At 61.8% G+C, this 25,841-nt stretch carries 23 protein-coding genes and 1 pseudogene; 19 read left to right on the top strand and 5 right to left on the bottom strand.

The window, feature by feature from the left end; translation table 11 throughout:
* Window positions 1–87: 87 nt before the first annotated feature.
* The 3 genes from ACZ9H4_RS31925 to ACZ9H4_RS31935 form a co-directional block, all read right to left on the bottom strand.
* A complete protein-coding gene (locus ACZ9H4_RS31925; RefSeq protein WP_408148911.1) occupies window positions 88–798 on the bottom strand; it encodes a lysophospholipid acyltransferase family protein in 711 nt (236 codons plus the stop codon).
* A gap of 408 nt (window positions 799–1,206) precedes the next feature.
* Complete coding sequence (locus tag ACZ9H4_RS31930) at window positions 1,207–2,670, bottom strand: mechanosensitive ion channel domain-containing protein (RefSeq protein WP_408148913.1); 1,464 nt, start codon at window positions 2,668–2,670, stop codon at window positions 1,207–1,209.
* A 119-nt stretch (window positions 2,671–2,789) separates the two neighbouring features.
* Window positions 2,790–3,422: an NUDIX hydrolase gene (locus tag ACZ9H4_RS31935; protein WP_408148915.1), complete on the bottom strand. Its 633-nt coding sequence runs from the start codon at window positions 3,420–3,422 to the stop codon at window positions 2,790–2,792.
* Window positions 3,423–3,511: 89 nt separating this feature from the next.
* Between ACZ9H4_RS31935 and ACZ9H4_RS31940 the strand changes: the two are divergent.
* Together ACZ9H4_RS31940 and ACZ9H4_RS31945 are read left to right on the top strand one after the other, a co-directional pair.
* A pseudogene (locus ACZ9H4_RS31940) lies at window positions 3,512–3,811 on the top strand (TIM-barrel domain-containing protein); the annotation flags it as partial.
* Between the two features lie 34 nt (window positions 3,812–3,845).
* On the top strand, window positions 3,846–4,460 hold the full coding sequence (locus tag ACZ9H4_RS31945) for a hypothetical protein (RefSeq protein WP_476122456.1): 615 nt from the start codon (window positions 3,846–3,848) through the stop codon (window positions 4,458–4,460).
* 256 nt (window positions 4,461–4,716) lie between these two features.
* On the opposite strand, the gene ACZ9H4_RS31950 is transcribed toward ACZ9H4_RS31945, so the two are convergent.
* Window positions 4,717–5,022, bottom strand: a complete 306-nt coding sequence (locus ACZ9H4_RS31950) for a BON domain-containing protein (protein ID WP_408148917.1) — start codon at window positions 5,020–5,022, stop codon at window positions 4,717–4,719.
* Between the two features lie 907 nt (window positions 5,023–5,929).
* Here ACZ9H4_RS31950 and ACZ9H4_RS31955 point away from each other — a divergent pair.
* From ACZ9H4_RS31955 to ACZ9H4_RS32000, 10 genes are all read left to right on the top strand, one after another.
* Window positions 5,930–7,081 carry a porin gene (locus ACZ9H4_RS31955; RefSeq protein ID WP_408148919.1) on the top strand — a complete coding sequence of 384 codons (1,152 nt, stop codon included), beginning with the start codon at window positions 5,930–5,932 and terminating at the stop codon, window positions 7,079–7,081.
* Window positions 7,082–7,303: 222 nt separating this feature from the next.
* Window positions 7,304–8,356 (top strand): LacI family DNA-binding transcriptional regulator, encoded by a 1,053-nt coding sequence (locus ACZ9H4_RS31960; protein WP_408148921.1) that lies wholly within the window; start codon window positions 7,304–7,306, stop codon window positions 8,354–8,356.
* 208 nt (window positions 8,357–8,564) lie between these two features.
* Window positions 8,565–9,812 (top strand): ABC transporter substrate-binding protein, encoded by a 1,248-nt coding sequence (locus ACZ9H4_RS31965; RefSeq protein ID WP_408148923.1) that lies wholly within the window; start codon window positions 8,565–8,567, stop codon window positions 9,810–9,812.
* A 97-nt stretch (window positions 9,813–9,909) separates the two neighbouring features.
* Window positions 9,910–10,935 carry a carbohydrate ABC transporter permease gene (locus ACZ9H4_RS31970; protein ID WP_408148925.1) on the top strand — a complete coding sequence of 342 codons (1,026 nt, stop codon included), beginning with the start codon at window positions 9,910–9,912 and terminating at the stop codon, window positions 10,933–10,935.
* Window positions 10,932–11,771: a carbohydrate ABC transporter permease gene (locus ACZ9H4_RS31975; protein ID WP_408148927.1), complete on the top strand. Its 840-nt coding sequence runs from the start codon at window positions 10,932–10,934 to the stop codon at window positions 11,769–11,771. Before ACZ9H4_RS31970 ends, ACZ9H4_RS31975 begins: the two co-directional genes overlap by 4 nt.
* A 63-nt stretch (window positions 11,772–11,834) precedes the next feature.
* Window positions 11,835–13,172 carry a GH1 family beta-glucosidase gene (locus ACZ9H4_RS31980; RefSeq protein WP_408148928.1) on the top strand — a complete coding sequence of 446 codons (1,338 nt, stop codon included), beginning with the start codon at window positions 11,835–11,837 and terminating at the stop codon, window positions 13,170–13,172.
* 92 nt (window positions 13,173–13,264) lie between these two features.
* On the top strand, window positions 13,265–14,395 hold the full coding sequence (locus ACZ9H4_RS31985) for an ABC transporter ATP-binding protein (RefSeq protein ID WP_408148930.1): 1,131 nt from the start codon (window positions 13,265–13,267) through the stop codon (window positions 14,393–14,395).
* A gap of 39 nt (window positions 14,396–14,434) precedes the next feature.
* Window positions 14,435–14,665 carry a type II toxin-antitoxin system Phd/YefM family antitoxin gene (locus ACZ9H4_RS31990; RefSeq protein ID WP_408148932.1) on the top strand — a complete coding sequence of 77 codons (231 nt, stop codon included), beginning with the start codon at window positions 14,435–14,437 and terminating at the stop codon, window positions 14,663–14,665.
* Between the two features lie 487 nt (window positions 14,666–15,152).
* The gene (locus ACZ9H4_RS31995; RefSeq protein ID WP_408148933.1) at window positions 15,153–15,386 is read left to right on the top strand and encodes a type II toxin-antitoxin system Phd/YefM family antitoxin; all 234 of its coding nucleotides are present in this window, start codon (window positions 15,153–15,155) and stop codon (window positions 15,384–15,386) included.
* Complete coding sequence (locus tag ACZ9H4_RS32000; RefSeq protein ID WP_408148935.1) at window positions 15,383–15,772, top strand: type II toxin-antitoxin system VapC family toxin; 390 nt, start codon at window positions 15,383–15,385, stop codon at window positions 15,770–15,772. Before ACZ9H4_RS31995 ends, ACZ9H4_RS32000 begins: the two co-directional genes overlap by 4 nt.
* Here the strand turns inward: ACZ9H4_RS32000 and ACZ9H4_RS32005 are convergent.
* On the bottom strand, window positions 15,751–16,803 hold the full coding sequence (locus tag ACZ9H4_RS32005; RefSeq protein WP_121324568.1) for a LacI family DNA-binding transcriptional regulator: 1,053 nt from the start codon (window positions 16,801–16,803) through the stop codon (window positions 15,751–15,753). The genes ACZ9H4_RS32000 and ACZ9H4_RS32005 overlap by 22 nt on opposite strands.
* 268 nt (window positions 16,804–17,071) lie before the next feature.
* On the opposite strand from ACZ9H4_RS32005, the gene ACZ9H4_RS32010 reads away from it, so the two are divergent.
* The 7 genes from ACZ9H4_RS32010 (at window position 17,072) to ACZ9H4_RS32040 (ending at window position 25,831) form a co-directional block, all read left to right on the top strand.
* On the top strand, window positions 17,072–18,370 hold the full coding sequence (locus tag ACZ9H4_RS32010) for an extracellular solute-binding protein (RefSeq protein WP_408148938.1): 1,299 nt from the start codon (window positions 17,072–17,074) through the stop codon (window positions 18,368–18,370).
* A 59-nt stretch (window positions 18,371–18,429) separates the two neighbouring features.
* Window positions 18,430–19,347, top strand: a complete 918-nt coding sequence (locus ACZ9H4_RS32015; protein ID WP_408148940.1) for a carbohydrate ABC transporter permease — start codon at window positions 18,430–18,432, stop codon at window positions 19,345–19,347.
* 3 nt (window positions 19,348–19,350) lie between these two features.
* On the top strand, window positions 19,351–20,196 hold the full coding sequence (locus tag ACZ9H4_RS32020; RefSeq protein WP_408148942.1) for a carbohydrate ABC transporter permease: 846 nt from the start codon (window positions 19,351–19,353) through the stop codon (window positions 20,194–20,196).
* A 100-nt stretch (window positions 20,197–20,296) separates the two neighbouring features.
* The gene (locus tag ACZ9H4_RS32025; protein WP_408148944.1) at window positions 20,297–21,427 is read left to right on the top strand and encodes an ABC transporter ATP-binding protein; all 1,131 of its coding nucleotides are present in this window, start codon (window positions 20,297–20,299) and stop codon (window positions 21,425–21,427) included.
* Window positions 21,428–21,691: 264 nt separating this feature from the next.
* Window positions 21,692–24,097, top strand: a complete 2,406-nt coding sequence (locus ACZ9H4_RS32030) for a glycoside hydrolase family 3 N-terminal domain-containing protein (protein ID WP_408148946.1) — start codon at window positions 21,692–21,694, stop codon at window positions 24,095–24,097.
* A gap of 85 nt (window positions 24,098–24,182) precedes the next feature.
* Window positions 24,183–24,950, top strand: a complete 768-nt coding sequence (xylB, locus tag ACZ9H4_RS32035) for a D-xylose 1-dehydrogenase (RefSeq protein ID WP_408148948.1) — start codon at window positions 24,183–24,185, stop codon at window positions 24,948–24,950.
* Complete coding sequence (locus ACZ9H4_RS32040; protein WP_408148950.1) at window positions 24,947–25,831, top strand: SMP-30/gluconolactonase/LRE family protein; 885 nt, start codon at window positions 24,947–24,949, stop codon at window positions 25,829–25,831. The genes xylB and ACZ9H4_RS32040 overlap by 4 nt, the downstream gene beginning before the upstream one ends.
* Window positions 25,832–25,841 lie beyond the last annotated feature (10 nt).

Below are 25,841 nucleotides of genomic sequence, written 5' to 3' on the forward strand. Positions count from 1 at the left end.
ACGCAGGTGTCGACGCCATTCAAGTTGACAGAAGTCGTGTGCTATCGGCCGTGCGCACCGTCCAAGTCCATTCCGGTTTATGACGTATCAAAGCCGCTGCAGTTCTTCTCTCATCCACTCGTGAACGGCTCGCCCCAGTTCCTGCTGTGACAGGTCTCGAGGGGAGAAGGCCGGCCCGACAACTACACGAATTCGCCCGCGGCCGCTGGGCCAGCCTTTCGCCGGCCAGACCTTGCCCGCGTTGAGGACCACCGGGACAGCAGGTACGCCTGTCGCGCAAGCCAATCGCACGCCTCCCGATGTCATCCTTAACGGCGCATCATGGGGCACTCGGGTGCCCTCCGGGAAAATGACCACGACGTCTCCCTTCGCCAGTCGCTCAGCGCTTTCTTGCGTGACAGCCTGGTGAGCTTGTCGAGCGGAGCCGCGGTTCAGACTGACCATATCGAGGCCGCGCAGCACCCATCCAAAAAAGGGAATACGAAGAAGCTCTTCCTTGAAAACGAAACTGATCCGCCGTGGGAAAAGTGCAAGAAATGCGAGAGTTTCCCAGGTCGATTCGTGACGGCACAGTAGTATCGCTGGCCCTTCAGGAATATGTTCGAGCCCATCAACCGTACATGAGACTCCCGGCAGCACGCGCATCACAATCACCAGTGCCCGGCACCATTGTTTTGCCAGCCAGTATCGTCCAGCCCTGCCGACGAAAGGAAACAGGAGCAGTATGACCATCGAATACAGCGTCCCGCTACCGAGAAGGTAGACGATGAACAACCATTTGGTGAAAGTCGAGCGCATCGGGGCCTGATTCAGATTGATTTCGGGTGAAACACTTCACCGTTGGCAAGTAAGACTACGCCATGAAGGATGGGTTCGCTGCCCAAACCGAAAGTGACGACCCCGCGCCTGAAACATGACGCACTCAGCAAGCCATGGGTTCGAGGACGGCCAAAACCGTAGCACTGATGCCCACCAACACCGGGCAGGCGACCTGGCGGTAAGGCCCTCCCGGAGAGCGCTGTACTGCTCCCGCTGAATTCAAGCCCTTCTGCGGCTTTGCCTCCTGGGTATCGAAGCATTAAAGATTCATGAAGTTGGACCGCAATAATACAGACGTGGTGGCAAGCGTCGCACCACCACGACCTGGTCATCGTGCGAGTTGCTGCATTGGGAGAAGCACGACAAGCGTCTGCATCCGCAAGAAATTCACGAATCGTCGCGCAGGGAGTGCAGTTGCCGAACTTTGTCGAAGAGCCACTGGAAGACCGAATGGTCGGTGTCCTTCGCTGCAGGAATAGCTGTCATTAGTTTGCCAATCGCATCCTGACGATAGGCCAGCAATCGGCACATCTGCTTCGCCACCTGGGGATGCTCTTTCAGGAACGAAGTCATATCGTCCTTGCTTACCTGATAAAGCACGCAAGGGGTAAGAGTCGCAATGGAAACATGCATGGGAAGTCCAGCGAGTAGCCCGGTTTCGCCAAATGTTTCGTCCGGCCCAATACGAGCAATTTCACGGCTGCCGGACGATTCAGCAAAGGTAACGGCAAGGACGCCGGAGTGGACAATTGAAAGACTGTCCGGGACTGCTTCAGACGTCAGGATTTGTTGATTGGCTTGGTATTCGTGTCTCGAAAGCCGCGCTGCAAGCCATGTGACTTCATCGCCTGTCAGGCTTTCGAACAGGCTTACCCGTTTTAGAAGTGCTTCCTTGGCGTCATGCGCGGTAGGGGTTGGCGCGGGCATCCCCAAGGCACGCAGTGCCACGCCCGATGCGGCGAGATGTCGATAACAGAGGTCGAAAAGCTCGTTGGATGCGCTGAGCTTTTTGTTCATATCGTCGACGAATCCAACCACCTCGTATTGCACCGAGTTCAGCGTAGTACGCTTCATGCGGGCCGAGGGAGCAGGGGCGGCAAGGATAGCGTTGCAACCGGTCAGCGCCTGGCCTAATGCATCGAGCACCGTCTTAGGCCGTGCCTCTGGCTCAATCTCCAGGACCAGCGACAGGCCATGAACATTCGCTGGCCTGCTGTTGTTGGAAATCTTTGCCTTTGCGGCGACAGCATTGGGAACAATAAGCGTGTTTCCCTGACCGGTAAGCAAATGCGTGGCGCGCCAGTTCATCTCGACCACCTTGCCTTCAACGTCATCAATCATCACCCAGTCGCCAACCGAGTAAGGTTCAGTGGTGTTAAGCACGATGCCTGCGAAGACGTCGCTGAGTGTGCTCTGGATTGCCAGGCCAAGTACGATGGCGAGGGCGCCCGATGTGGCGACGAGCCCACGCACCGGCAACTCAAGCACGAAACCGAGAGCTGCCACGATCGCGGCAAGAAATACGACAGCACCGAAAACATCCGAGAATAACCGCTGCCGTCGCCACGCACTTGGAAGTAACAGCGTATCAAGGGAGAGGGTGAGCAGTCGCGCCGCCATCAACCACCAGATTATTTCCAGCACCTGGCCTAACCAGTGCTGTTCGACCGCGCCCAGGTCGGGTGCTTGTGTGAATGGACTCAGGCCGGACCCAAAGAGTACCCAACTCAGCACGGAAAAAAGCGCAAGGCGTATCAGGAGCCGCGAGAACTCGTGAGCAGGAAGTCGGAAACGCCACACGATGACGTCGATAGCGACGATACCGAATCCCAGAATCAGTGGATATTTCACAGGCGCTTCCCCAGGAGGCAACCTTGGGAGGATACACACATCGCATCCACATTCGGAGAGATTATGCGATGTCGCCGTTGTGGGCGCGAGCGGCCGCCAACTATCGTGGCAAAGTTGAATCAGTCAAACTCCACACCCCCATTACATTGGAGTTGGTAAAGTTTCCGGACCTGTTGAGGCAAAATGCGACCCAGCGACAACGGAGGCAGTGCGTCAATGTGAAAGAAACCGGCGGCGTTCGTTTCAACGCCGGAAATCTCGCTCAAAGCGCCAATCTCTCCGAGGAACACAAGTTTCCAGATGTGAAAGACAGATGGGGGGTGCCCGTGTTTTGGCATGTCCCAAAGTGCGAGGAGTCGCTTGATGGTTACGGCGTACCCGCTTTCCTCGCGAACTTCACGTACAGCGTTCTCAGCCGGCGAGGCACCGACGTCAGCCCATCCCCCAGGGAGGGACCAGCGACCATCGGCCGCTTCGCGCACGAGCAGAACTTCACCAGTGCCGGTGAATACCGCGCATCGGACGTCGAGCTTCGGATTGGCGTAGCCTTCTTCGCGAGCAAAAAGTTGCGCAACCTCCTCTGTTTGCATGTTAGCGAGTTCGGCTAGCTGGGCGTGGGCAATGCGTAGTATCTCTTCGTAGCGTTCGCGGTCGAATGCCTCCGTCGCGTAATGCAGTCCGGTTTGCGCGATTGCCAACAGCCGACGCGCCTGCGTCAATCTGCGTTCCGTCAATTCTCCAAATCTATTCATGAGACGCTCCGCATCACGAGGATTGAGTGCAAACATACCACTCTAAATTGCTGGCTTCCGTTGCGGGTAACGTCACAACTCGCGCGGCCATGCCACTGCGCGAAGAGCGGCGTGACAACCCATCGATAACGCATAAATTTCAAAGTTACTCGAAGGTCGGCCACAGTTTGTTGTCACCGGTACAGGCTTTATTGCCACTCGTTACCGCCGCGCCGTCGCCGCTCTTTGCCGAAGGCATGGCGAGGGGCTACCTGCTGCGCAAGCCGAACGGCGACGTCTGGCAGTGGAACCGCTGGCAGCCCGGTCAGGGCATCGTCGACTTTACCAATCCGGCCGCCGCCGGCTGGTATGCGGGACATTTGCGCCGCCTGCTGGAGATGGGGGTGGATTGCTTCAAGACAGGCGGTCGATCATGGCACGCCGATGCTGCGCGCGATGCTGCTGGAATTCCTCGACGATCCCGCTTGCGATTACCTCGACCGCCAGTACCTGCTCGGCGATGCGTTGCTGGTGGCGCCGGTGTTCAACGCCGAGGGCGACGTGGACTTCTATCTGCCCGCGGGACGCCGGACGCACCTATTCAGCGGCAAGCAACTCGATGGCGGCCGCTGGATGCGTGAGTCGCACGGTTTCACGAGCCTGCCGCTCTACATGCGGCCCAATACGCTGCTCGCGCTTGGCACCGAGGATCAGCGTGCCGACTACGACTACGCGAGACGCAGCGAGCTGCACCTGTTCGAGCTGGGCGATGGTGCAACGGCCACCGTGACCCTGCGCGATCTGGACGGCACGGCGGTGACGCATGTGAGGGTGACCCGTCAGGGCGACATGCTGCGGGTCCGGCACGAAGGCGTGCAAGCCCCGTTGCGTCTGGTGCTACGTCGGCGGCATAGCGTGCGGGATGCGGGCAGCTTGCCGATGCAGGCGGGGGAATCTGGCGTAAGCATCACACTGCCGATGGGCGAGGGCGAGGGCGAGGGCGAGGGCGAGGGCGAGGGCGAGGGCGAGGGCGAGGGCGAGGTGACGGTGCGCGTTTGATGGCTCCGTCCTGTCGAGCCGGGCGTTGCGCGCGAGGAACTGACGTTCCGCGCAACGCTTGCGGGCGCCGTGCTCACCGCGGGCGCTGCCGCTTAAGTTGGGCGATTGGTGTAGTCACTGACATGATCTCGCTGTCGTTCAGGTGTTCCAGCGCAGTTCCATTTCCCGGGCGATCAAAGCTGCCGAAGCAGACCACTATTTAGCGCGCGGACGGTTTGGCTTGTCGTCCGCGCAGCGATATCGTTTGATTTCAACGTCAATTCAACCGTCCCCCCGATCGCGAGAGCAGATTGTTCACCGAGGTGACGCCGTCAACGGTGCGGGCGCTCTGCTCGGCCAGCGCGACCTGCGTGCCCTCGGGCACCCATCCGACCAGTGTGACCTGTCCCGATCGCGCAAAGACGAATACGTGAGACAGGCTGACGCCGCTATGCGCAAAGCTGACGCGAACGTTATGGGCGAGTTGCCGGTCGGCGGCCGACGAATCGCCTTCGGCATGGACCGCCGGTGCGATAGCGCTGGAAATCAACAATGCGAGAGTGGAAGCAATGGCTATTTTCACGATAGCTCCTTAACGAGAGGCAACTGTGCCGGCGAACGCCGGCAGCAGGTCTTCCGGTCCACTACGGGAGGGGCCGCGGAAGGCGATGACAAAAATCCCCGTGCGCACCATGCCTGCCTCTATGGATGGCGCGATCAGGGGTTTTGTCTGTCGGGTCGTTTGGGGTTTTGTTCTCGCCCGGCGAATAGCTTGCGCGTTCATCGTGGGGAACGCGGCGTTGGATTGACGGCGTGACGCCAAGCCGCCGGAGCACACTCGTGAAGACCCATTGAGCGATTTCCGCATGGCGCGGCGAGCCCTCGTGGATGCGTCGACGAGATCGCACTTCGCGATCTGCCAACACGGAGCACGAGTCGTGGCTCAGCGTCGTATCTGTTGATCATAGTCCCGAAAGCCGGGGCCTGCTGACGGCGGCCAGAGCGGCGGTTCGAAGGTTCGTCAGCCAGGTGACTCGCGTGTCACTGCCGGGAGTGTGAAGGAGGGTGACGGCGACATTTTTTGTTACCGGTACCTCGAAATCTGCAAGCGGCGCGCAGTTCGTCGTTGCATTTGCACAACATCAAGATCGGCGCACGTGCGTGTTCGAACGTTTCCTGGCGTCCCGCGAACAGCCCGGCAGGCAGCGCACGTCCTTCTGGCGGCTTTTCGTTGCATGGATTCAAACGGATTTGCCAGGCACATGACCACGGCGTCATGGTCACGAAGCGCGTGCTACTTCGTCATTGAATTGCGCGCAACCGCTATGTGCAACAGCGTTTTCCCTGACACGGAAGATCGATACGCAGCGCATTGGCGCTACCTATAATCGCCTCGAAATGTGTATCGGACATTTCAGCAAAGCGGGGAGTGCGGTGAATCAGCACATCCCGAGCGGCTTGGAGACGCCAAAATGTATATAGGATATCTAATGAAAAAAGAAGTTCTTGCTTTGTCCATGATGGCAGCTGCGACGGTGGCCCACGCGCAGAGCAGCGTCACGCTGTATGGCCGTATCGACAACGGTATTCAATACGAGACCGGCCTGCCGGGTGGTCACGCATGGGCCGCTCAGAGCGGTAACTGGGGCTGCTCGTGGTTCGGCCTGGAAGGCGCCGAAGATCTGGGCGGCGGCACCAAGGCGGTCTTCCAGTTGGAAGGCCAGCTGAACACGATGACCGGCGCGTCCGCAGGCAATCTGTTCGGCCGCCACGCCACGGTCGGCTTCACCAACGACCGTTTCGGTCTGTTCAAGATGGGTAACCTCGGCGCCGGCGAACTGTCGCAGGACAGCTGGGGCACGGACCCACAGCTGATGCAGCGCTACGCCATCTCGACGCTGGTGCGCGGCCGTAACTGGGCAAGCGCCAACAACGGCGCGGAATACAACTCGCCGGTGCTGCTTGGCGGCCTCGTCCTCAAAGGACAGTATTCGCTGACCAACAACACGAGCTGGAACTCGGCGCCGAATAACGCGCAAGGTGTTCCGACCGGTCAGGGCCGCACCAACGCCGTCGAAGGTGTCTACACGTTCGGCAGCGGCGACTTCCGCGTGATTTACGACGAAGTCCGCGGCGCGAACGGTTCGTTCAACAACGTCTACTCGGCTTCGCGCTCCATCCTCGCGGGGGGTACGTATGTCTTCGGCCCGGTGAAGCTGTACGCTGGCTACCAGCATCTGAGCGCACCCGACGCAACCAATTCGAGCATGGGCGTGAGCGACGCGTCGCAGCCGATCGGCGTGAGCGCACCGACCAGCGTCAATCACGAATGGGTCGGCGCAGCGTGGCAGGTGACCAATGCCACGGCGATTACGGGCGCGGTGTTCCACGCGAACGCGAACAACGGCAACGGCAACGCGACGCTGTTCACGCTCGCCGCGACGTACGCCCTGTCCAAGCGCACCTTCCTCTACACGGAAGCCGGCTACGTCCACAACAGCTCGACGTCGAACCTGAACCTGGGCAACGGGCCGTACGGCAACAACAACTTCGATGCGGCGACCAACACGTCGTCCAACAGCAACCCGAACTACGGCCAGAGCCAGACCGGCGTGTTCGCGGGCATCATGACGACGTTCTAAGCTGGACCTGCCTTAACGGGCAAGTAGTGAGTAGTGCGTAGTGTAGTGATCTCCGGGTTTTAAAGTACTGCTTATATCTCTTCACTAGAGAGGCCGGTGCGACGCAATCCTCCACCCTCGTCGCACTGGCTGTTTTTTGGGTCGCCCGCCCAGCGCTTATGCACAACCGGGTAGGGTTTACTCACGTTTGAAAGCGCTTTCAAAAAATCGTATGCTGTGGACATGATCGACGACAGCCCTAATCCACCCAATGTGACACTCGAGGAAATTGCGCGGGCAGCCGGCGTTTCCCCCAGCACGGTGTCGCGCATCCTGAACGGCACGGCGCGCGTATTGCCGGCCAAGCAGAAGGCGGTGGAGCAGGCTATCGCGAGATTCAACTACCGGCCGAACGTGCTGGCGCGCAGCCTCGCGAGCGGCAGGACCGACACGATCGGTGTGCTCACACAAACCGTGTCCAGTCCGTTTTACGCGGAGTGGCTGCGCGGTATCGAAGACGGTCTGTCGGAGACGGGCTTCACCGCGCTCTTCGTCAGCAGTCGCTGGAACGTCAAGGACGAGATGGCGCGCCTCGAGCAATTCATCGCGCGCCGCGTCGACGGAATGATTCTGTTGCATGCCCAACTCGACGAGCCCTCGCTCAACGAATACTCCAGGCATGCGCCCTTGCTCGTGCTGGGACGTTCGCTGCAAAACAGCGCGACGCTCGCGAGCTTGCCGCTCGACAACGTGCAGGGCGCGCGCGACGCAACCCGTCATCTGATCGAGCAGGGCCATCGCAGGATCGCGTTCATCGCTGGGCCGTCCAATCACGAGGATGCGATCGAGCGCCTCGACGGTTACCGGATGGCGCTCGAAGAAGCGGGCATCGGCTTCGACGCCGAACTCGTCGAACAGGGCGACTATCTGGAGACGGGCGGCGTGGCGGCGATGGCGCGATTGTTCGCACGCGGCCCCGTGTTCAGTGCGGTCTTCTGCGCGAACGACCAGACCGCCTATGGCGCGCGGCTCACGATTTTTCATCGTGGTCTGCGCGTGCCGGAAGACGTCTCGCTGGTCGGCTTCGACGATTTGCCTACCTCGTCGTATATGACGCCGCCATTGACGACGGTCCGCCAGCCCACCTATGAAATCGGGCGCCTCGCGGCTCAGGGGATCGTGCAGATGATCCGCAAGCAGCCCATTGCGCTGAACCCGATTCCGCTCACGCTCGTGACGCGGGAAACCACTTGCCGGCTCGCGCCTCCATCGAAGCGAAAAGCGGCGCGAAGTTAGCACATCTCGCAGCCATCAGGCTGCAGCACCCCGAGGGGCATTTTTTTTGCAACGTCATGAAAGCGCTTTCAAAACTGTCGGGTTTTTAAGTTACCGCTAACAATTCTCAGGTAAAACGCAAGCAAGCACAAAGAAGCAAACGAAGCAAAAAGAAGAAGCAATAAGCAACCGAACGCAATCAACAAAACGGTTCAAAAGGAGACGAGTAATGAAATTTCGCCTTTCAGGTCCTGCCGCCGCCGTGCTGCTCAGCCTCGCGGCAGTCGGCGCGCAAGCCAACACCACGTTGACGGTCGCGGTCTTCCCGAAGCTGGATCAGGAGATCAAGGACGCGCTGCCCGCATGGAAGAAGCTCCATCCGGACGTCGATATCAAGGTGTCGTCGCTGGCGATCGCCGACCACCACAACGCGATGACCACCGCGCTCGCGACCAGCTCCGATCTGCCCGACGTGATGGCGGTCGAAGTCGGCTTCATCGGCCGGTTCGCGGCGGGCGGCGGCCTCGAAGACCTGTCGAAGGCACCCTACAACGCGGGCCAGTACAAGAACCAGTTCATCCGCTACACGTTCGCGCAGGCCACCACGCAGGACGGCGCGATCGTCGGGATGCCGGCCGATATCGGCCCGGGCACGCTGTTCTATCGCAAGGACATCCTCGAGAAGGCCGGCGTCACCGAAGCTGATCTGAACAAGTCATGGGACTCGTATCTCGCCGCCGGGCAGAAGATCAAGAAGGCCACCGGCGCGTACCTGATGGCATCGTCGCGTGATATCGAGGACATCTACATTCGCGCCGACCTGAAGGAAGGCGACGGCGTGTACTTCGACAAGGCCGGCAATCCGGTCGTCACGTCGGAGCGCTTCGTCAACGCATTCAAACTCGCGAAGAAGGCGCGCGATCTGGGCCTCGACGCGAAGATCACGCCGTGGTCGAACGAATGGGCCGAAAGCTTCAAGCGCGGCACCGTCGCCACGCAGATGATGGGCGCGTGGCTCGGCGGCCACCTGTCGTCGTGGATCGCGCCGGATACGAAGGGCCTGTGGCGCGCGGCCAATCTTCCGAACAACGCGTACGCGTCGTTCGGCGGCACGTTCTACGCGATTCCGGTGAAGGCGACCCAGAAGCCGATGTCGTGGGAATTCATCAAGTTCCTGACGACGCGCCAGGACACGCAGCTCGCATCGTTCCGTTCGATCGACGCTTTCCCGGCACTGCTCGCCGCGCAGAACGACGGCTTCTTCGCCGAGCCGGTCGCGTTCCTCGGCAACGAAAAGGCGCGTCTGATCTGGCGCGATGCGGCCGGGCATATTCCGTCGATCCAGCGCAGCAAGTATGACCAGGTGGCCGAAGAAGCGGTGCACTCGGCGCTCGACAAGGTCGTCGACGGCAACGAAGACATTGGCACGGCACTGAAGGAAGCGCAGGACCAGATCGCACACCGCGTCCGGCGTTGAGGAAGCGGCGCGGCGCCGCGCGCGCCGTGCTGAAGTTTGCAATAGCGTGGCCGGCGTCGTTCGCCGGCCTCGCCAGACTGGATGGACGGAACTACCGATGAGCCTTTCGCTGCCCACCCCCGAACCGGCCGCCCCTGACGGGCGCATCGCCGACGTGCGCCTGCCGCTGAGCGCGCCGCGCAAGAAGTCGCTGATTGATCCGGTGAAGATCGCGCCTTACCTGTTTCTCACTCCTTTTTTCGCGCTGTTCGCGTTGTTCATCGCTTTTCCGCTGCTGTTCTCGCTGTATCTGTCGTTCCAGAGTTGGGACGCGACGGCGGGACTCGCCAGCATGAAGTGGGTGGGCCTGTCGAACTTCACCTTCACGCTGACCGACCCGTGGTACTGGAAGTCGCTCTACAACACGGCGTCGATGGCCATCATGTCCGGCTTGCCGCAACATCTGATTGCGCTGCCGCTCGCGTTTTTCCTGCAGACCGCGTTTCGCCGCTGGCGCAATTTCGTCGTCGGTCTGTATTTCCTGCCGTTCATCACGTCGAGCGTGGCGATCGCACTGATCTTCTCGTCGCTGTACTCGACGGACTTCGGCATGATCAATCTCGCGATTGCCGAGATCGGCAAATTGCCGGGCCTGCACTGGATCGTGCCCGCTCATCCGATCGAATGGCTGTACAAGCCAGCTAGCGTCAAGCCGGCGGTGTCGGTGGTGATTTTCTGGCGTTATGTCGGCTGGAATACGGTGCTTTATCTGTCGGCGCTGCAAACCATTCCAAAGGATCTGTACGAAGCCGCGAAGATCGACGGCGCGAACGGCTGGCAGCAATTCACCCGCATCACGATCCCTCTCATCAAGCCGATGATTTTCTTCGCGGTGACGCTGTCCATCATCGGCGGTCTGCAGCTGTTCGAAGAGCCGTTCATCCTGCTGCCGAACGAAGGCATGGGCACCAGCCAATCGGGCTTGACCACGGCCGTCTACATGTACCGCACGGCTTTCCACGACGGCGATTTCGGCACCGCGAGCTCGATTGCGTGGCTGCTGTTCATCACCATCGCCGCGCTGATGTGGCTCAACACGCGCATCTTTCACCGCAGCGGCATGAACGAGGAGAACCAGCGATGAAACTGTCGCCACTGTCCAATAACAAGGCTCGCTATACCGGCTATGCAATCGTGCTGACGGGCGCGCTGCTGATGTTCTCGCCGTTCTATTTCATGTTCGTATTCGCGACGCACACCAGTTCAGAAATCTTTTCGATGCCGCCGCCGTTGTGGTTCGGCAGTGCGTTTCTGGACAACATGGCGTCGCTGATGCGGCACATCCCGTTCTGGCGCAATCTCGGCTGGAGCTTCTACACAGCCACGATGCAGACGCTGCTGACGCTGCTCGTCACGTCGATGGCGGGCTACGCGTTCGCGATGTACGAGTTCCGCTTCAAGAAGACGCTGTTCGCGGTCGCGCTGACGGCGATGCTGGTGCCGCCGTTCCTCGGCATGATTCCGACCTTCATGACGATGAACCTGCTCGGCTGGATCAACGAGCCTCGCGCGCTGTACGTGCCCGGCGCGGCTGCCGCGCTCGGCGTGTTCCTGATGCGCCAGTACGTTGCGTCGGCGATTCCGTCCGAGCTGATCGAGGCGGCGCGCATCGACGGTTGCGGCGAATTCCGCATTTACTGGAGCGTGGTGCTGCCGCTCCTGGGACCGGCATTGGGCACGCTTGGGCTCATCAGCTTCATCCAGGCATGGAATAACTTCCTGTCGGCGCTCGTCGTGCTGCGCTCGCCGTCGATGTACACGCTGCCCCTCGCGCTGCGCATTCTGCAAAGCCCGACCAATTCGGATTGGGGCGCGGTGATGGCGGGCTCGGCGGTTGCGGTACTCCCGCTGCTCATGCTGTTCGCGTTCACTTCACGCCGGTTGATCGACGGTCTGACGACCGGCGCGGTCAAGGCCTGATCCGGTTTCATCCGGCTTACTTCGAGCCCTCACCGGGCATGACTATTCAGGACAACATTATTTATGTCGACATATCGGTTCAAGGAAGACTTCGTTTGGGGCGTCGCCACCAGTTCCTATCAGATCGAAGGCGCAGCGCATGAAGACGGCCGCGGCCCGTCGATCTGGGACGCGTTCTGCAACGTGCCGGGCAAGGTCGTGAACGGCGAGAACGGCGATGTCGCGTGCGATCACTATCATCGTCTCGAGCAGGATCTCGACCTGATGGCCGAACTGGGCATGCAGGCCTATCGTTTCTCGATCGCATGGCCGCGCGTGCAACCCGACGGCCGCGGCACGTTCAACGAGAAAGGCCTCGGCTTTTACGAGCGTCTCGTCGACGGGTTGCTCGAGCGCGGCATTCAGCCGTTCGCGACGCTGTATCACTGGGACCTGCCGCTCGCGTTGCAGGAAGCGCAAAACGGCTGGGAAAACCGTGACACCGCCTATCGCTTCGCCGACTACGCGCGCAAGATCGGCAGCGTACTCGGCGACCGGGTGGCGTCGATTGCGACTCACAACGAACCGTGGTGCACCGCGTGGCTCGGCAACGCGACCGGCTATTTCGCGCCGGGCAACGCAGACCTGAAAAAAGCGGCCAACGTATCGCACCATCTGCTGCTCTCGCACGGCCTCGCGCTGCAGGCGCTGCGTGCCGACGGCGTGAAGGCGCCGCTGGGCATCGTGCTCAACCAGTCGCCGGCGCACGGCGCGACCGATTCGCCCAAGGACCAGGCTGCCGCATCGCTCGAATATTCGAAGTTCGTCAGCTGGTACATGGACCCGCTGTTCAAGGGCGAGTATCCGGCCGAAGCGTTGCAATGGTACGGCGAGAACGGCCCACAAGAAGTGATTCGCGACGGCGACTTCGACATCATCGGCACGCCGATGGACTTTCTGGGTATCAACTACTACACCCGCATTTTCGCGAGCGCATCCGGTGAAAAGCGGCCGCCGGGTGCACTCGGCTTCACGGACATGGACTGGGAAGTCTATCCGCAAGGCTTGACCGAACTGCTGACCGGCCTGAACGCGAACTACAAGCTGCCGCCCATCTACATCACCGAGAACGGCTGCGCGGCGAGAGACGTGCTGGACAACGGGCGCGTGCGCGACACCGACCGCATCAAGTTCTACGACCTGCATCTGGCCGCATTGTCGGATGCTGCACAAAAAGGTGTCGACGTGGCCGGCTATTTCGCGTGGAGCCTGCTGGACAACTTCGAATGGGCGTCCGGCTACGACAAGCGCTTCGGCATGGTGTACGTCGACTACGCAAGCCAACAGCGCACGCCGAAGGACAGCGCGCACTGGTATCGGGACGTGATCGCGCAGCACGCCGGCGCGGCGTTGCCGCGCTAAAGCGGGGACACCGGCATCACAACCCGCGTGACGGCGCCGCAAAGGCGGCCTCGCGTGGGAGAGCAAGGTCAAGGATTCAGGAGAAGCTAGACATGGGCGAACTCGTATTGCGCAACGTAGCGAAGACGTATGGTGAAGGGCCACAGGTCATTCAAGGCATCGATCTTCACATTCCGGATGGCCAGTTCACGGTTTTCGTCGGGCCGTCCGGGTGCGGCAAGTCGACCATGCTGCGCATGATCGCCGGGCTCGAATCGGTGAGCGGCGGTGACATTCTGATCGACGGCGTACGGGTCAACGATCTGCAGCCCGCGGATCGGGGCATCTCGATGGTGTTCCAGAGCTACGCGCTCTACCCGCACATGACGGTCGCGGAAAACATGGGCTTTTCGCTGAAGCTGTCGGGCAAGTCGAAGCAGGAAGTCCGTGAAGCGGTCGGGCGGGCAGCGGAGATTTTGCAGATCAGCCATCTGCTCGAACGCAAACCGAAGGCGCTCTCGGGTGGTCAGCGGCAACGCGTCGCGATAGGACGGGCGATCGTGCGCAAGCCGCGCGTGTTCCTGTTCGACGAACCGCTATCGAATCTCGACGCGGCGCTGCGCGTGCAGATGCGCATCGAGCTCGCGAAGCTGCATCGTGAACTCGGCACGACGATGATCTACGTCACGCACGATCAGGTCGAGGCCATGACGCTGGGCGAGAAAATCGTCGTCTTCAACAAAGGACATATCGAGCAGATCGGCGCGCCGCTCGATCTGTATGACCGGCCGGCTAACCGTTTCGTCGGCGGCTTTCTCGGCTCGCCGCAGATGAACATGCTGCCCGCCACGCTCGTGTCGCAAGGAGATACGCAAACCGTCATCACGCTTGCCGGCGCGACTGAACAGATCGTGTTGCCTGGCCGTCCGGGCCGGGCGCTTGACGGCAAGCTGACACTCGGGGTGCGGGCCGAGCATCTCGACATCGGCGCGACGGGCGAAGGACTCGGCGCGCGCGTCGAACTGGTCGAGCATCTGGGCGACGTATCGTTGCTGCATGCGCACCTCGACGGCGCGGGGCAGGCGATTTCACTGAAGCTCGACAAGAAGGACGCGCAGCATGCGGTCGGCGCACGCGTCGGCATCAAGGTCGCGGCGTCGGTGGTCACGCTGTTCGATGCGGACGGTGTTGCGGTGCCGTTTGAGCGTAGCGAAATCGAAGGGCATGTCCACGCGCTGATTTGATCGCGTCGACAACAAACAACCGGCCGGGTGGAGAGCGCAATGGAAAAGAGAGTATCGAAAGCCATATTCAAGTCCAGGGCATGCGAACTGTTCCGGCAGGTCGAGTCGCTGGGGGAAACCGTGGTGGTCACGGATCGTGGGCAACCGACCATCGAGATTCGCCCCTATCGCAGCAAGTTCGGCAATCCGCTCGAACTGTTGCGCGCTTCGATCGTTCATTTCGATGCGACGCAGGCGTCGCAGCCGGACCCGATAGAGGAAGCGCAATGAATACCCTCGATCCTGTCGCGACAACCGAGGCTCATTTGAGCGAGTGCCAGGCGTTTCTAACGTTATCGCTAACGGTCAGCATTCGCCGAGTATGATCTGCAACCTTGCAGCTGCCTTTCACCCGACAACAAGCGCTGGGCGGTGCCGTAGGCGAGTCTCCGGAGCGGTCCCCACGAGACCAGGTAAACTCCGCATGGCGGTCGCGGAATCGTGCTATTAACATAATCTAACGTTAGGGATAACGTTAAATCTGTTCCTGGTTTCACTATCACGACAAAGGCAGCTATCGGCCAGATCGGAGCGCCGCTCCACCTGTGCGACGCTTCATGTTGCCGGACCGTCGCACGAGCGTTGTTGGAAGTAGGGGAGCCGGAGAGAGCTTCCTCGTAGCAGGTTGAAAATCGATAACGAATATCCGGCCGTCAACCACTATCGTTGCGGCCCGATCCAAAAAATAGCTGGTCGAATTATCTGGGTGGAGAGCGCAATGGAAAAGAGAGTATCGAAGGCTATTTTCAAGTCCCGGGCATGTGAACTGTTCAGGCAGGTGGAAATGCTCGGGGAGACCGTTGTCGTCACGGATCGTGGGCAGCCCACCATCGAAATCAGGCCCTACCGGAACAAGCAGGAGAACCCGCTCGAACTATTGCGTGCTTCGATCGTGCATTTCAACATGCAGCACTCCCCCCTTCCGGTCGCGGCGGAGCAGGAAGATCGATGATCACGCTCGATACGCTTGCACTGGTGTGCTGGCTGAGCAGACAGAAGGCGTTGAGTCAGGCAGCACACGATGCGATCGATCGCGAACTGGACGGCGGTGAAATCCTGATTTCGGCGATCAGTGCGCTCGAAATCGCGGAATTCGTCAACGAAGGCCGGCTCGGGTTGTCGATGGACGCGCGCAGCTGGCTGTCGACGTTCGTCTCGATGGAAGGCGTGCGGATGGTTCCAGTGGACACCGAAATCGCCTTGCGCGCGGCGCGGCTGTCGTCCGCGCTCACGTCCCATCAGCGCCTGATCGTCGCCACTGCCCGCACGTTCGGCGGCGCGCTCGTCACGTCGGACGCGAAGGTGCGCGCCTCGACTTACGTGGAAACCATCTGGTGACGTGCGCGGCGGCGCGGCTTCGTGCGGACTGGTCCGGTGGAGTCGCGCACGACCAGTTCCGCCGGCAGCGTGATGCGCTGCGAGGCCGCGTCGATACCGGCGATCCGCGCGAGCAGCGTATTGACCGCCGAGCGCGCCATCTGCTGGAAAGGTTGCCGGATCGTCGTGAGCGCCGGATGAAATTGCTCCGACATTGGGATGTCGTCGAAGCCGATCACCGAAATATCGTCCGGCACGCGCAAGCCCGCTTCCCTGATCGCGGCGATCACGCCAAACGCGCTTTGATCGTTCGCGGTGAAGATGGCGGTGGGCGGATCGGCGAGGTTGAGCAGATCGAACGTGACGTCGAACGCCATCATTTGCGACAGATCACCGGCGGCGACCAGCGCGTCTTCACGCGGCAGCCCGAGCCGGGCCAGCGTGTCGTGATAGCCGCGCTGACGGTCGCGCACCCCTTCGATCGTTTCGTCGCCTGCGAGGAACGCGATCCGCTTGTGACCGAGTTCCGCGAGATGCTCGACCGCGAGACAGGCGCCGCCATAGTTATCGACCGACACCGACGGAAAACCGGTCAGCGTGCCGCGCTGATCGACGACGACGACCGGCACCTTGGCGGTAGCGAGCGCTTCGAGACAGAGCGATTCGCGCGGCAGAATGGCGAGAATCCCATCCGAGAATTGCTGGATCAGGCCGAGCAGGTCGTGATGCGTATCGCGGTCTTCGTCGAATACCGTGTAGACGAGCATCTCGCAACCCGCGCCGCGTGCCGCACGGCCAGCGCCGAGAATCAGCTCGCTGGAGAACTGGGTGTCCAGTGTCGGCGTGATGATGCCGATGATGCCGTTGCGGCCACCCGAGAGTTTCTGCGCAGTGCGATTGACGACGTAACCGATATCCGACGCGATTCGCAGCACTTCGTCGCGAGTTTCCCGCGACACGCCCGGGCGGCCGTTGAGCGCGCGCGAAGCGGTCATCTGCGAGACACCGGCGAGCTTGGCGACATGCTCGAGCGTGGGGGTCTGTCTTGCCATGCGTGATGAAGGCGTACGAGAGGTCATGTCGAATTGGACTCGCTTTTAACGTTAGCGATACCGTTTATATTCTAACTATTCTACCAGAATAGGTTGCGCGCGCCGACCCTTCGGCAGGCAATCTTCTTGTAGCATGCAAGCCGTGCGGGCGGCGACCAGGTAAAATCCCGCATAGCGGTCGTTCGCACGGCGGCCTAACATTCGCTAACGTTAAGGCTAACGTTACGTGGTGTGGTTGATATTCCAATATTCATGAGGGGACACAAACATGGCGTACCCGGCTTTTTTTAAAGCGCGGTCAATTGTCGGCGCCACGGCGCTCGTATGCTCGCTGTCAGCAGTCGTATCGACAGCCGCATTCGCACAATCGGGCAAGACGATTACGGAGTGGGATCAGCAAACCAACGTCACGTCGAGCAAGGTGCTCCGGGATGCGGCAGACCGCTTCGAGCATCAGAATCCCGGCTACAAGGTCGAGGACTCGCACGTCCTGAACGAAGCCTACAAGACCAAGCTGAAGGTGGCTTTCGGCGCCGGCGAGCCGCCGTGCGTGTTCGAATCGTGGGGCGGCGGTCCGCTGCATGAATATGTGAAGGCCGGCCAGGTGGTCGACCTGACGCCGTATCTGCAGAAAGACCCGGCTTATCGCAACCGCTTCATGCCGACCTCCTGGCATGCGGTGACGTTCGGCGACAAGACGTATGGCGTGGCGGCGGAAAATGCGTCCGCGGCCGTGATCTTCTACAACAAGGATCTGTTCAAGCAATACAACCTGACGCCGCCGCAAACGTGGGATCAGTTGATGCACGTCGTGCAGGTGCTGACCTCGCACGGTATCGCGCCGTTCGCGCTGAGCAACAAGAACAAGTGGACCGGCTCGATGTACTACATGTACCTCGTCGACCGGATCGGCGGCCCCGAAGTCTTCCGCAAGGCAGTGGATCGCGCGCCGGGCGGCAGCTTCGCGGACCCGGCTTTCGTCGAAGCGGGCAAGTACATCCAGCAACTCGTGAAGGCGGGCGCTTTCGCGCAGGGCTACAACGGCCTCGACTATGACGTCGGCGCATCGCGTCGTCTGCTGTATTCGGGCCGCGCCGCGATGGAACTGATGGGCGGCTGGGAAGCATCGACGATCCAGAACGAAAATCCGGCGTTTGCGAGCAAGCTCGATTTCTTCCCGTTCCCGAGCGTGCCGGGCGGCAAGGGCGATCCGCGCGACGTGATCGGCACGGTCGGCGACGGCTTCATGAGCATCTCGACCGAGTGCAAGGACCCGGCAGCGGCGTTCAAGCTGATCCAGACGATGACCGACGACACCTCGATGCACGGCCGCGTGCTCGACAAGAAGATTCCGCCGGTCAACAACATCAGCATCAGCGATCCGTTCCTGAAGCGTCTGCAAACCTTGATCGCCGACGCGCCGAACGTACAGCTCTGGTACGACCAGGAGTTGCCGCCGAAGCTGGGCGAGCTGCACAAGGATACGTCGCAGGCGCTGTTCGGCCTGTCGCTGACGCCTGAAGCGGCTGCGCAACAAATGGAAGCCGCCGCGAAGGCGGGAAGCTAACCCGTAGTCTGAAGAGGAGCCCGGCTCGCGTCGTTCGACGCGGGCCGGACACACGATCTGTGAATATTGCAATTTCCACTGCGCCCGCCGAGCGGGCGCGTATTTCGTCGCAGTGGCTGGTCATCACAGTGTTTCTCGCCCCCGCTGTGCTGCTGCTGGCGATCTTCCTGCTGTACCCGTTGCTCTCCAGTCTGCGGCTTTCGCTGGTCGACTGGACCGGGCTCGGTACGCATTCACGCTTCGTCGGGCTCGCCAACTGGATTCAGCTCGCTCAGGACACGGTTTTCTGGCGCTCGCTCTGGAACAACGTGATTCTCGCGCTCGCGTCGATCGTGATCGAGCTGCCCATTTCACTCGCGCTGGCCGTGCTGCTGGACAAGGCGGGACGTGGCTCGCGCATGCTCAAGATTCTTTATTTCCTGCCGCTGCTGATGTCGAGCGTCGCGATCGGCGTGCTGTTCAAGAACGTCTACGACCCGAACTTCGGGCCGCTGAACGCCGCGCTGCACGCGATCGGTCTCGATTCGCTCGCGCAGGACTGGCTCGGCGACACGCGCTTCTCGCTCGCCTCGACGATCGCGGTGATCTGCTGGCAGAACGTGCCGTTCTACATGATCCTGTTCCTCGCCGGGCTGTCGTCGATGCCGGCCGAGTTGAACGAGGCGGCGCGTCTCGATGGCGCCTCCGAATGGACCATCTTCTGGCGCATCAAGCTGCCCCATCTGCAAGGCGCGATCCGCACGGCGGTGCTGCTGTCGGTGCTCGGTTCGCTGCGCTATTTCGATCTGATCTACGTGATGACGGGCGGTGGTCCGGAAGGCTCGTCGGAACTGATGGCCACATACATGTACCGGACCGTGTTCAGTTCTTTCCAGCTGGGCTACGGCAGCACGATCGGGTCTGCGATGTTCATCATCGTCTCACTGGTTGCGGCCATTGCATTACGCATGACGCGTCGTTACGAAACGGAAGTTTGAAGCATGGCCACTGAAACGAATCGCCTTCATTTTCCAAAGATCCGCATCGGCGTGCCGTTGCTGGCGCTGATCTGGCTCGCGGTGACGACGCTGCCGTTCATCTTCGTCGTGGTGACGAGTCTGAAGACGCAGGAAGAAACCTTCTCGGAGCCGGTCTGGGCGCTGCCGATCCACTGGTACTTCGGCAACTACCTGGCCGTGTTGCGCGGCCCGTACCTCACGTATTTCGCCAATAGCGTTTTTGTGGTCGGTGTCTCCGTTCTGCTGATCGTGCTGCTGAGCGCAATGGCGGCCTACGTGTTCGCACGCTTGCGCTTCCGTTTGAACAAGCTGCTGTTCGGGCTGGTGATTGCGGGAATGATCGTGCCGCTGCACGCCACGCTCGTGCCGATCTACCTGTTGACCCGCAACCTCGGTCTGTACGACACCCAGTTCGCGTTGATCGGGCCGTACGTGGCGCTCAGTTTGCCGATCTCGATCTTCATCCTGACGGAGTTCATGCGCCAGATTCCGCACGAGCTCGAAGAAGCCGCGCAACTCGACGGCTGTGGTCCGTTCAAGATCTTCTGGCGCATCTTCTTTCCGCTCTCGACGCCGGGACTCGCGACGGTCGCCATCTACAACGGCATCGCGCTGTGGAACGAGTTCATCTTCGCGTACATGCTGACCTCGACTCCGCCGCATCGCACGCTGCCGCTCGCCGTGTGGGATTTCCAGGGGCATTACTCGTCGAACATTCCGGCGATGCTGGCGGTCGTCACGATGACGTCGTTACCGCTCATCGTGGCCTACGCATTCGGCCAGGAACGTTTGATCAAGGGCATGATGGCCGGCTCCCTGAAGGGCTGACGGGCCGATGACGAACCGGGTCACGCCGGCCTGCATGGACGGCGGGACCAGTCGGGCTGAAGAACGCCCGGCAATTTAACTGCGAAGAACACAACGAGCTATGGCAAGCATTACCCTGACAAAAGTACAGAAGGCGTACGAAGGCAATTCGCCGATCATTCGCAACGTCCATCTCGAAGTCGGTGAGAACGAATTCTGCGTGTTTCTCGGGCCGTCGGGATGCGGGAAGTCGACGCTGTTGCGCATGGTCGCCGGACTCGAATCGATCACCGAGGGCGAGTTGCGCATCGACGGACAGTTGATGAACAACGTGCACCCGTCGGAGCGCCGTGTCGCGATGGTGTTCCAGAACTACGCGTTGTATCCGCACATGAGCGTCTACGAGAACATGGCGTTCGGGCTGCGTCAGGCGAAGATGGACAAGGCGACGATCGACAGCAAGGTGCGCCGCACGGCCGCCGCGCTGCAACTCGACGGCTTGCTGGAGCGCCGTCCTGCCGCGTTGTCGGGCGGGCAGCGCCAGCGTGTGGCGATCGGCCGGGCGATCGTGCGCGAGCCGGGCGTGTTCCTATTCGACGAACCGCTGTCGAATCTGGACGCGGCGTTGCGCGTGCAGACCCGCATCGAAATTGCGCGCCTGCACCGCGAATTCCGCCGCGCGAGCGCGATTTACGTCACGCACGACCAGATCGAAGCGATGGCGCTCGCCGACAAGATCGTGCTGCTGCACGCAGGCGCGGAAATGGAGAAGCACGGCAGCATCGCGCAGATCGGCGCGCCGCTGGATCTGTATCACCGGCCGAAGAGCCGCTTCGTGGCCGGCTTCATCGGCTCGCCGAAGATGAATTTCCTGCCGGGCGTAGTCACGGCGATCGACGACAAAGGTCTCGAAGTGGAACTGACGACCGGCGAGCGGGTGCGCACGCACGTGGACGGCCGTAAAGTGCGCGTCGGCACGCACGTCACGCTGGGCATCCGGCCCGAACACCTCGGTCTGCCGTCAGGCCAGCCCGGTGCTCAAACGATCCGTTGCGCGGTACGCCTCGTGGAGCGCATGGGCGAGCACAGCTACGTTCATATCGACGGCGGCAGCCGGGATGGCAACGCAATGATCGCCAAGTTGCCGGGCGACGGCGGCGTGACGCACGATGAACGCATCGAGCTCACGCTCGCACCGGACGCATGCCACGTGTTCGACGACCAGGATTTCGCGCTGCCGCGTCTGCACTGAGCATCGCCTTCCAGGCGACGAGGCCGCGTCGGCGACGCAGCCTCCGGCGGTGCAGTCAAGCTGCTTCGTCACGAGATCGAGGTAACGGATTTCGAGTCTCTTGATACTGAATTTATTCAGAGGACTACGAATTTCTGCAAGGAATGTGAAATTGCGAGGCGAGGATTCATCTGAAGCAACACCGCCTCTGCATTTGCGATGAAAAACGGATTTGTCGGCGCCTCGCGCGTTCTGTACACCAGAATCATTAAAAGGAGTTTCTTGATGTTGCTTCGCCAAAGTGAAGTTCCGCTCTACCGCAATCCCGGGGCTGCCATCGAGGAGCGCGTTTCCGATTTGCTCGCGCGCATGACTCTGGACGAAAAAATTGCCCAGCTTCACGCCGCGTGGCTGAAGCTGTCGTCCGACGGCAATCACGAAGCGCGTACGGTGGATTTCGCGCACGGCGACGGCGCCATCACGGTGGAAGCGATCCTTCAGCACGGCCTGGGTCAGATCACGCGCCCGCTCGGCACGCACACGGTCGATCCGAAAGAAGGCGTGCGCGCGCTCAATGCGTTGCAGCGGCAGATGGTGGAGGACACCCGCCTCGGTATCCCGGTGATGTCCCACGAGGAATGTCTGGTCGGCCTGATGATCAAGGACGCGACGCTGTTTCCGTCGCCGCTGAACTATGCGGCGACGTGGAACCCGCGTCTGGTCGGGCAGGTGGGCGAGATCATCGGCGAGCAGGCGCGCTCGATCGGTTGCCATCAAGGACTCGCGCCGGTGCTCGACGTGTCGCGCGATCCGCGCTGGGGCCGCACCGAGGAAACGCTCGGCGAAGACCCGTATCTGGTCGGCGTGCTCGCGTGTCATTACGTGAAGGGGCTGCAAGGCGAACGCCGCGATCTGCTCGCGACGCTCAAGCATTTCGTCGGCCATTCGGCGAGCGAGGGCGGCCGTAATCATGCGCCCGTGCATGTCGGTCCGCGCGAACTCAACGACGTGTTCATGCTGCCGTTCGAAATGGCGGTCAAGCTCGCGGACGCCGGCTCGATCATGCCCGCGTATCACGACATCGACGGCGTGCCGTGTCATGCGGACCGCACGTTGCTGCAGGACACGTTGCGCGACAAGTGGGGCTTCGACGGCCTCGTCGTCGCGGACTATGCGGCGGTCGATCTGCTCTACAGTCACCATGCGGTCGCACGCGACAGCGCGGCGGCCGCCGCGCTCGCGTTCAACGCGGGACTCGACGTCGAGTTGCCCGGCCACGAGTGCGCGCTGCATCTGAAGGAAGCGCTCGCGCGCGGCGAGATCAGCGAAGCGACGATCGATACTGCCGTTTCGCGCGTGCTGCGCGCGAAGTTCCGTCTCGGCCTGTTCGAAAATCCGTATGCCGATCCGGAGAGCGTGGATGTGAAAAGCGAATCGGCCGGCGACACGGCATACCAGGTGGCGCTCGAATCGGCGGTGCTCCTGCGCAACGAAGGCGGCGTGTTGCCGCTGGACGCGAAAGGCGCGGCGAAGGTCGCGGTGATCGGCCCGACCGCCGACGACCCGTTGGCACTGCTGGCCGGCTACAGTTTCCCGGTCCACCTGATCAACTCCGGCGAGCAGTCGGTCGCATCGATCAGCACGCCGCTGAAGGCGCTGCGCGCCCTGCTCGGCGACGAGCGGGTGATTCACGCACGCGGCTGCGACATCATCGCGGAGCGCCGTGCGGGTGCGCCGGTGTTCCCCGGCGACGTATCGCTGGACACGATGGCCGACGCGAACCGGGACGAGCTGATCAGCCAGGACACCGGACGCATCGCCGCAGCGGTCGAAGCCGCGCGGCAGGCGGGGGTCGCGATCGTGTTCGTCGGCGATCTGGCCGGGCTGTTCCAGTCCGGTACGGTGGGCGAAGGCTCCGACACGGACAGCCTCGATCTGCCGGGCGTGCAGCAGGCGTTGCTGGCGGCGGTGGTCGATAGCGGCACGCCGACGATCGTCGTGATGACGGGCGGGCGGCCGTACAATCTCGGCGGTCTGGAAGACCGGATCGCCGCGCAGATCATGGCCTTCGCGCCGGGCGAGCGCGGCGCCGAAGCGCTCGCCGATCTGCTGGTGGGCCGCGCGAATTTCACGGGCCGCCTGCCGTTGTCGGTGCCGAAGAGCGCCGGAGCCGTGCCGTACACGTACAACCATCGGCTCAAGAGCGCCGGTACGCCGGTCGCCTATCATTTCGGCTGCCGCTACCCGTTCGGCTTCGGACTCAGCTACACGCAGTTCCGTTATGGCAATCTTGTGGTTGCGCAACGCGAAGTGCCGATCGGCGACGGCACGGTCGAACTCGGCTTCACGGTCGAGAACACCGGTTCGAGCGAAGGCACCGAAGTCGTGCAGATTTATGTGCGCGACCGGCTGGCGTCGTCGGCGCGGCCGGTGCGCGAATTGAAGGCCTTCGCCCGTGTGCCGCTGGCCGCAGGCGCCTCGGCCCAGGTTCGCGTGCGCATTCCTGTCGACATGCTGAACTTCACCGATGGGCGCGGAGAGCGTATCGTCGAGCCGGGCGACTTCGATCTGATGGTCGGAAGCTCGAGCCGCGATATTCTGCTGAGCGACACGGTGACGGTCGCGGGCAACGCGGTGCGAACGCTCGAACGCGACTGGCGCATGGTGAGCGAGGTCGAGGTCCTGGCTTAACCGGCGGCATGTCGAAGATGCGTCCGGCCGGGGGCGGCTGGACGCCATGTATTCGTTGTCATACTCGGAACAAGTGGAATATCAGATGTCGTACGCAATCTATCCCAGTCTCTCAGGCAAGACGGTTGTCATCACCGGTGGCGGCAGCGGCATCGGCGCCGCGATGGTCGAAGCATTCGCACAGCAGGGCGCGCGCGTGTTCTTCCTCGACGTCGCGGAGGGCGACTCGCTCGCGTTGCAGGAAGCGCTGCGCGACGCGCCCCATCCGCCGCTGTTCCGCCGCTGCGATCTGCGCAGCGTCGACGCGATCCAGAGCACGTTCGCCGAGATTATGGAACTCGCCGGGCCGATCGAGGTGCTCGTCAACAACGCGGGCAATGACGACCGGCACGAAATCGAGGCCGTCACGTCGACCTATTGGGACGAGCGCATGGCCGTGAATCTGCGGCACCAGTTCTTCTGTGCGCAGGCGGCGGCAGCCGGCATGCGCAAGATCGGGCGGGGCGTGATCCTGAATCTGGGCTCGGTCTCCTGGCACCTCGCGTTGCCGAATCTCGCGATCTACATGAGCGCGAAGGCGGCAATCGAAGGGCTGACGCGCGGCCTCGCGCGCGATCTCGGCGATGCCGGCATCCGCGTGAACTGCATCATTCCCGGCGCGGTTCGCACGCCGCGTCAGATGCAGCTGTGGCAGTCGCCCGAGAGCGAGGCGAAGGTCGTCGCGAGCCAATGCCTGCGCTTGCGCATCGAGCCCGAGCACGTCGCGCGCATGGCCTTGTTCCTTGCATCCGACGATGCATCGCGCTGCTCCGGCCGCGATTATTTCGTCGATGCCGGGTGGTATGGAGAATGAAAGTCCGTCTCCCTGAGTGCGTCTGGCCGGTCAATGCCGAACTCGGCGAAGGCCCGCTGTGGCAGGCCGCGGAAAACGCGGTCTACTTCGTCGATATCAAGGGCCGCCATATCCATCGTCTGACGGTCGACACCGGAGAAACGCAGACGTGGCGGGCGCCGAACCAGCCGGGTTTCATCGTACCGCTCGCTGATCAGGCCTTTGTCTGCGGGCTGCCGGACGGCCTCTATCGTTTCGATGCGGGCAGCGGACAGTTCAGCAAGCTCAAGGACGTCGAGCCGCACCTGCCGGACAACCGCCTGAACGACGGCTTCGTCGATGCCGGCGGCCACCTGTGGTTCGGCTCGATGGACGACGGTGAAGAACAGCCGAGCGGCACGCTGTACCGCGTCAGCGACGCCGGCGAAGTGGCGGCTCAGGACAACGACTACGTGATCACCAACGGCCCGGCCATGAGCCCGGACGGCCGCACGCTCTATCACAACGACACCATGCGGCGCGTGGTGTATGCGTTCGATGTGAACGAAGACGGGACGTTGTCGGGCAAACGCATCTTCGCCGCGATTTCCGGCGACGGCCACCCCGACGGCATGGCCGTCGACGCCGACGGCTTCGTGTGGGTGGCGCTGTTCGGCGGCTGGCGTATCGAGCGTTTCTCGCCCGATGGCAAGCTGGTCGAGCAGGTGCCGTTTCCGTGCGCCAACGTGACGAAACTCGCTTTCGGCGGCGACGATCTGCAGACTGTCTATGCAACGACCGCGTGGAAGGGATTGTCGCCGGCAGAGCGCGAGCGGCAACCGTTGGCCGGTGGCCTGTTTTCGTTTCGCGCGCCGGTGCCCGGCCAGCCTCAGGCGCAGTGCACACGGGGCTTTTCGCAATAGACCAGAAAGC

The organism is Paraburkholderia sp. TE9906 (assembly GCF_056279605.1).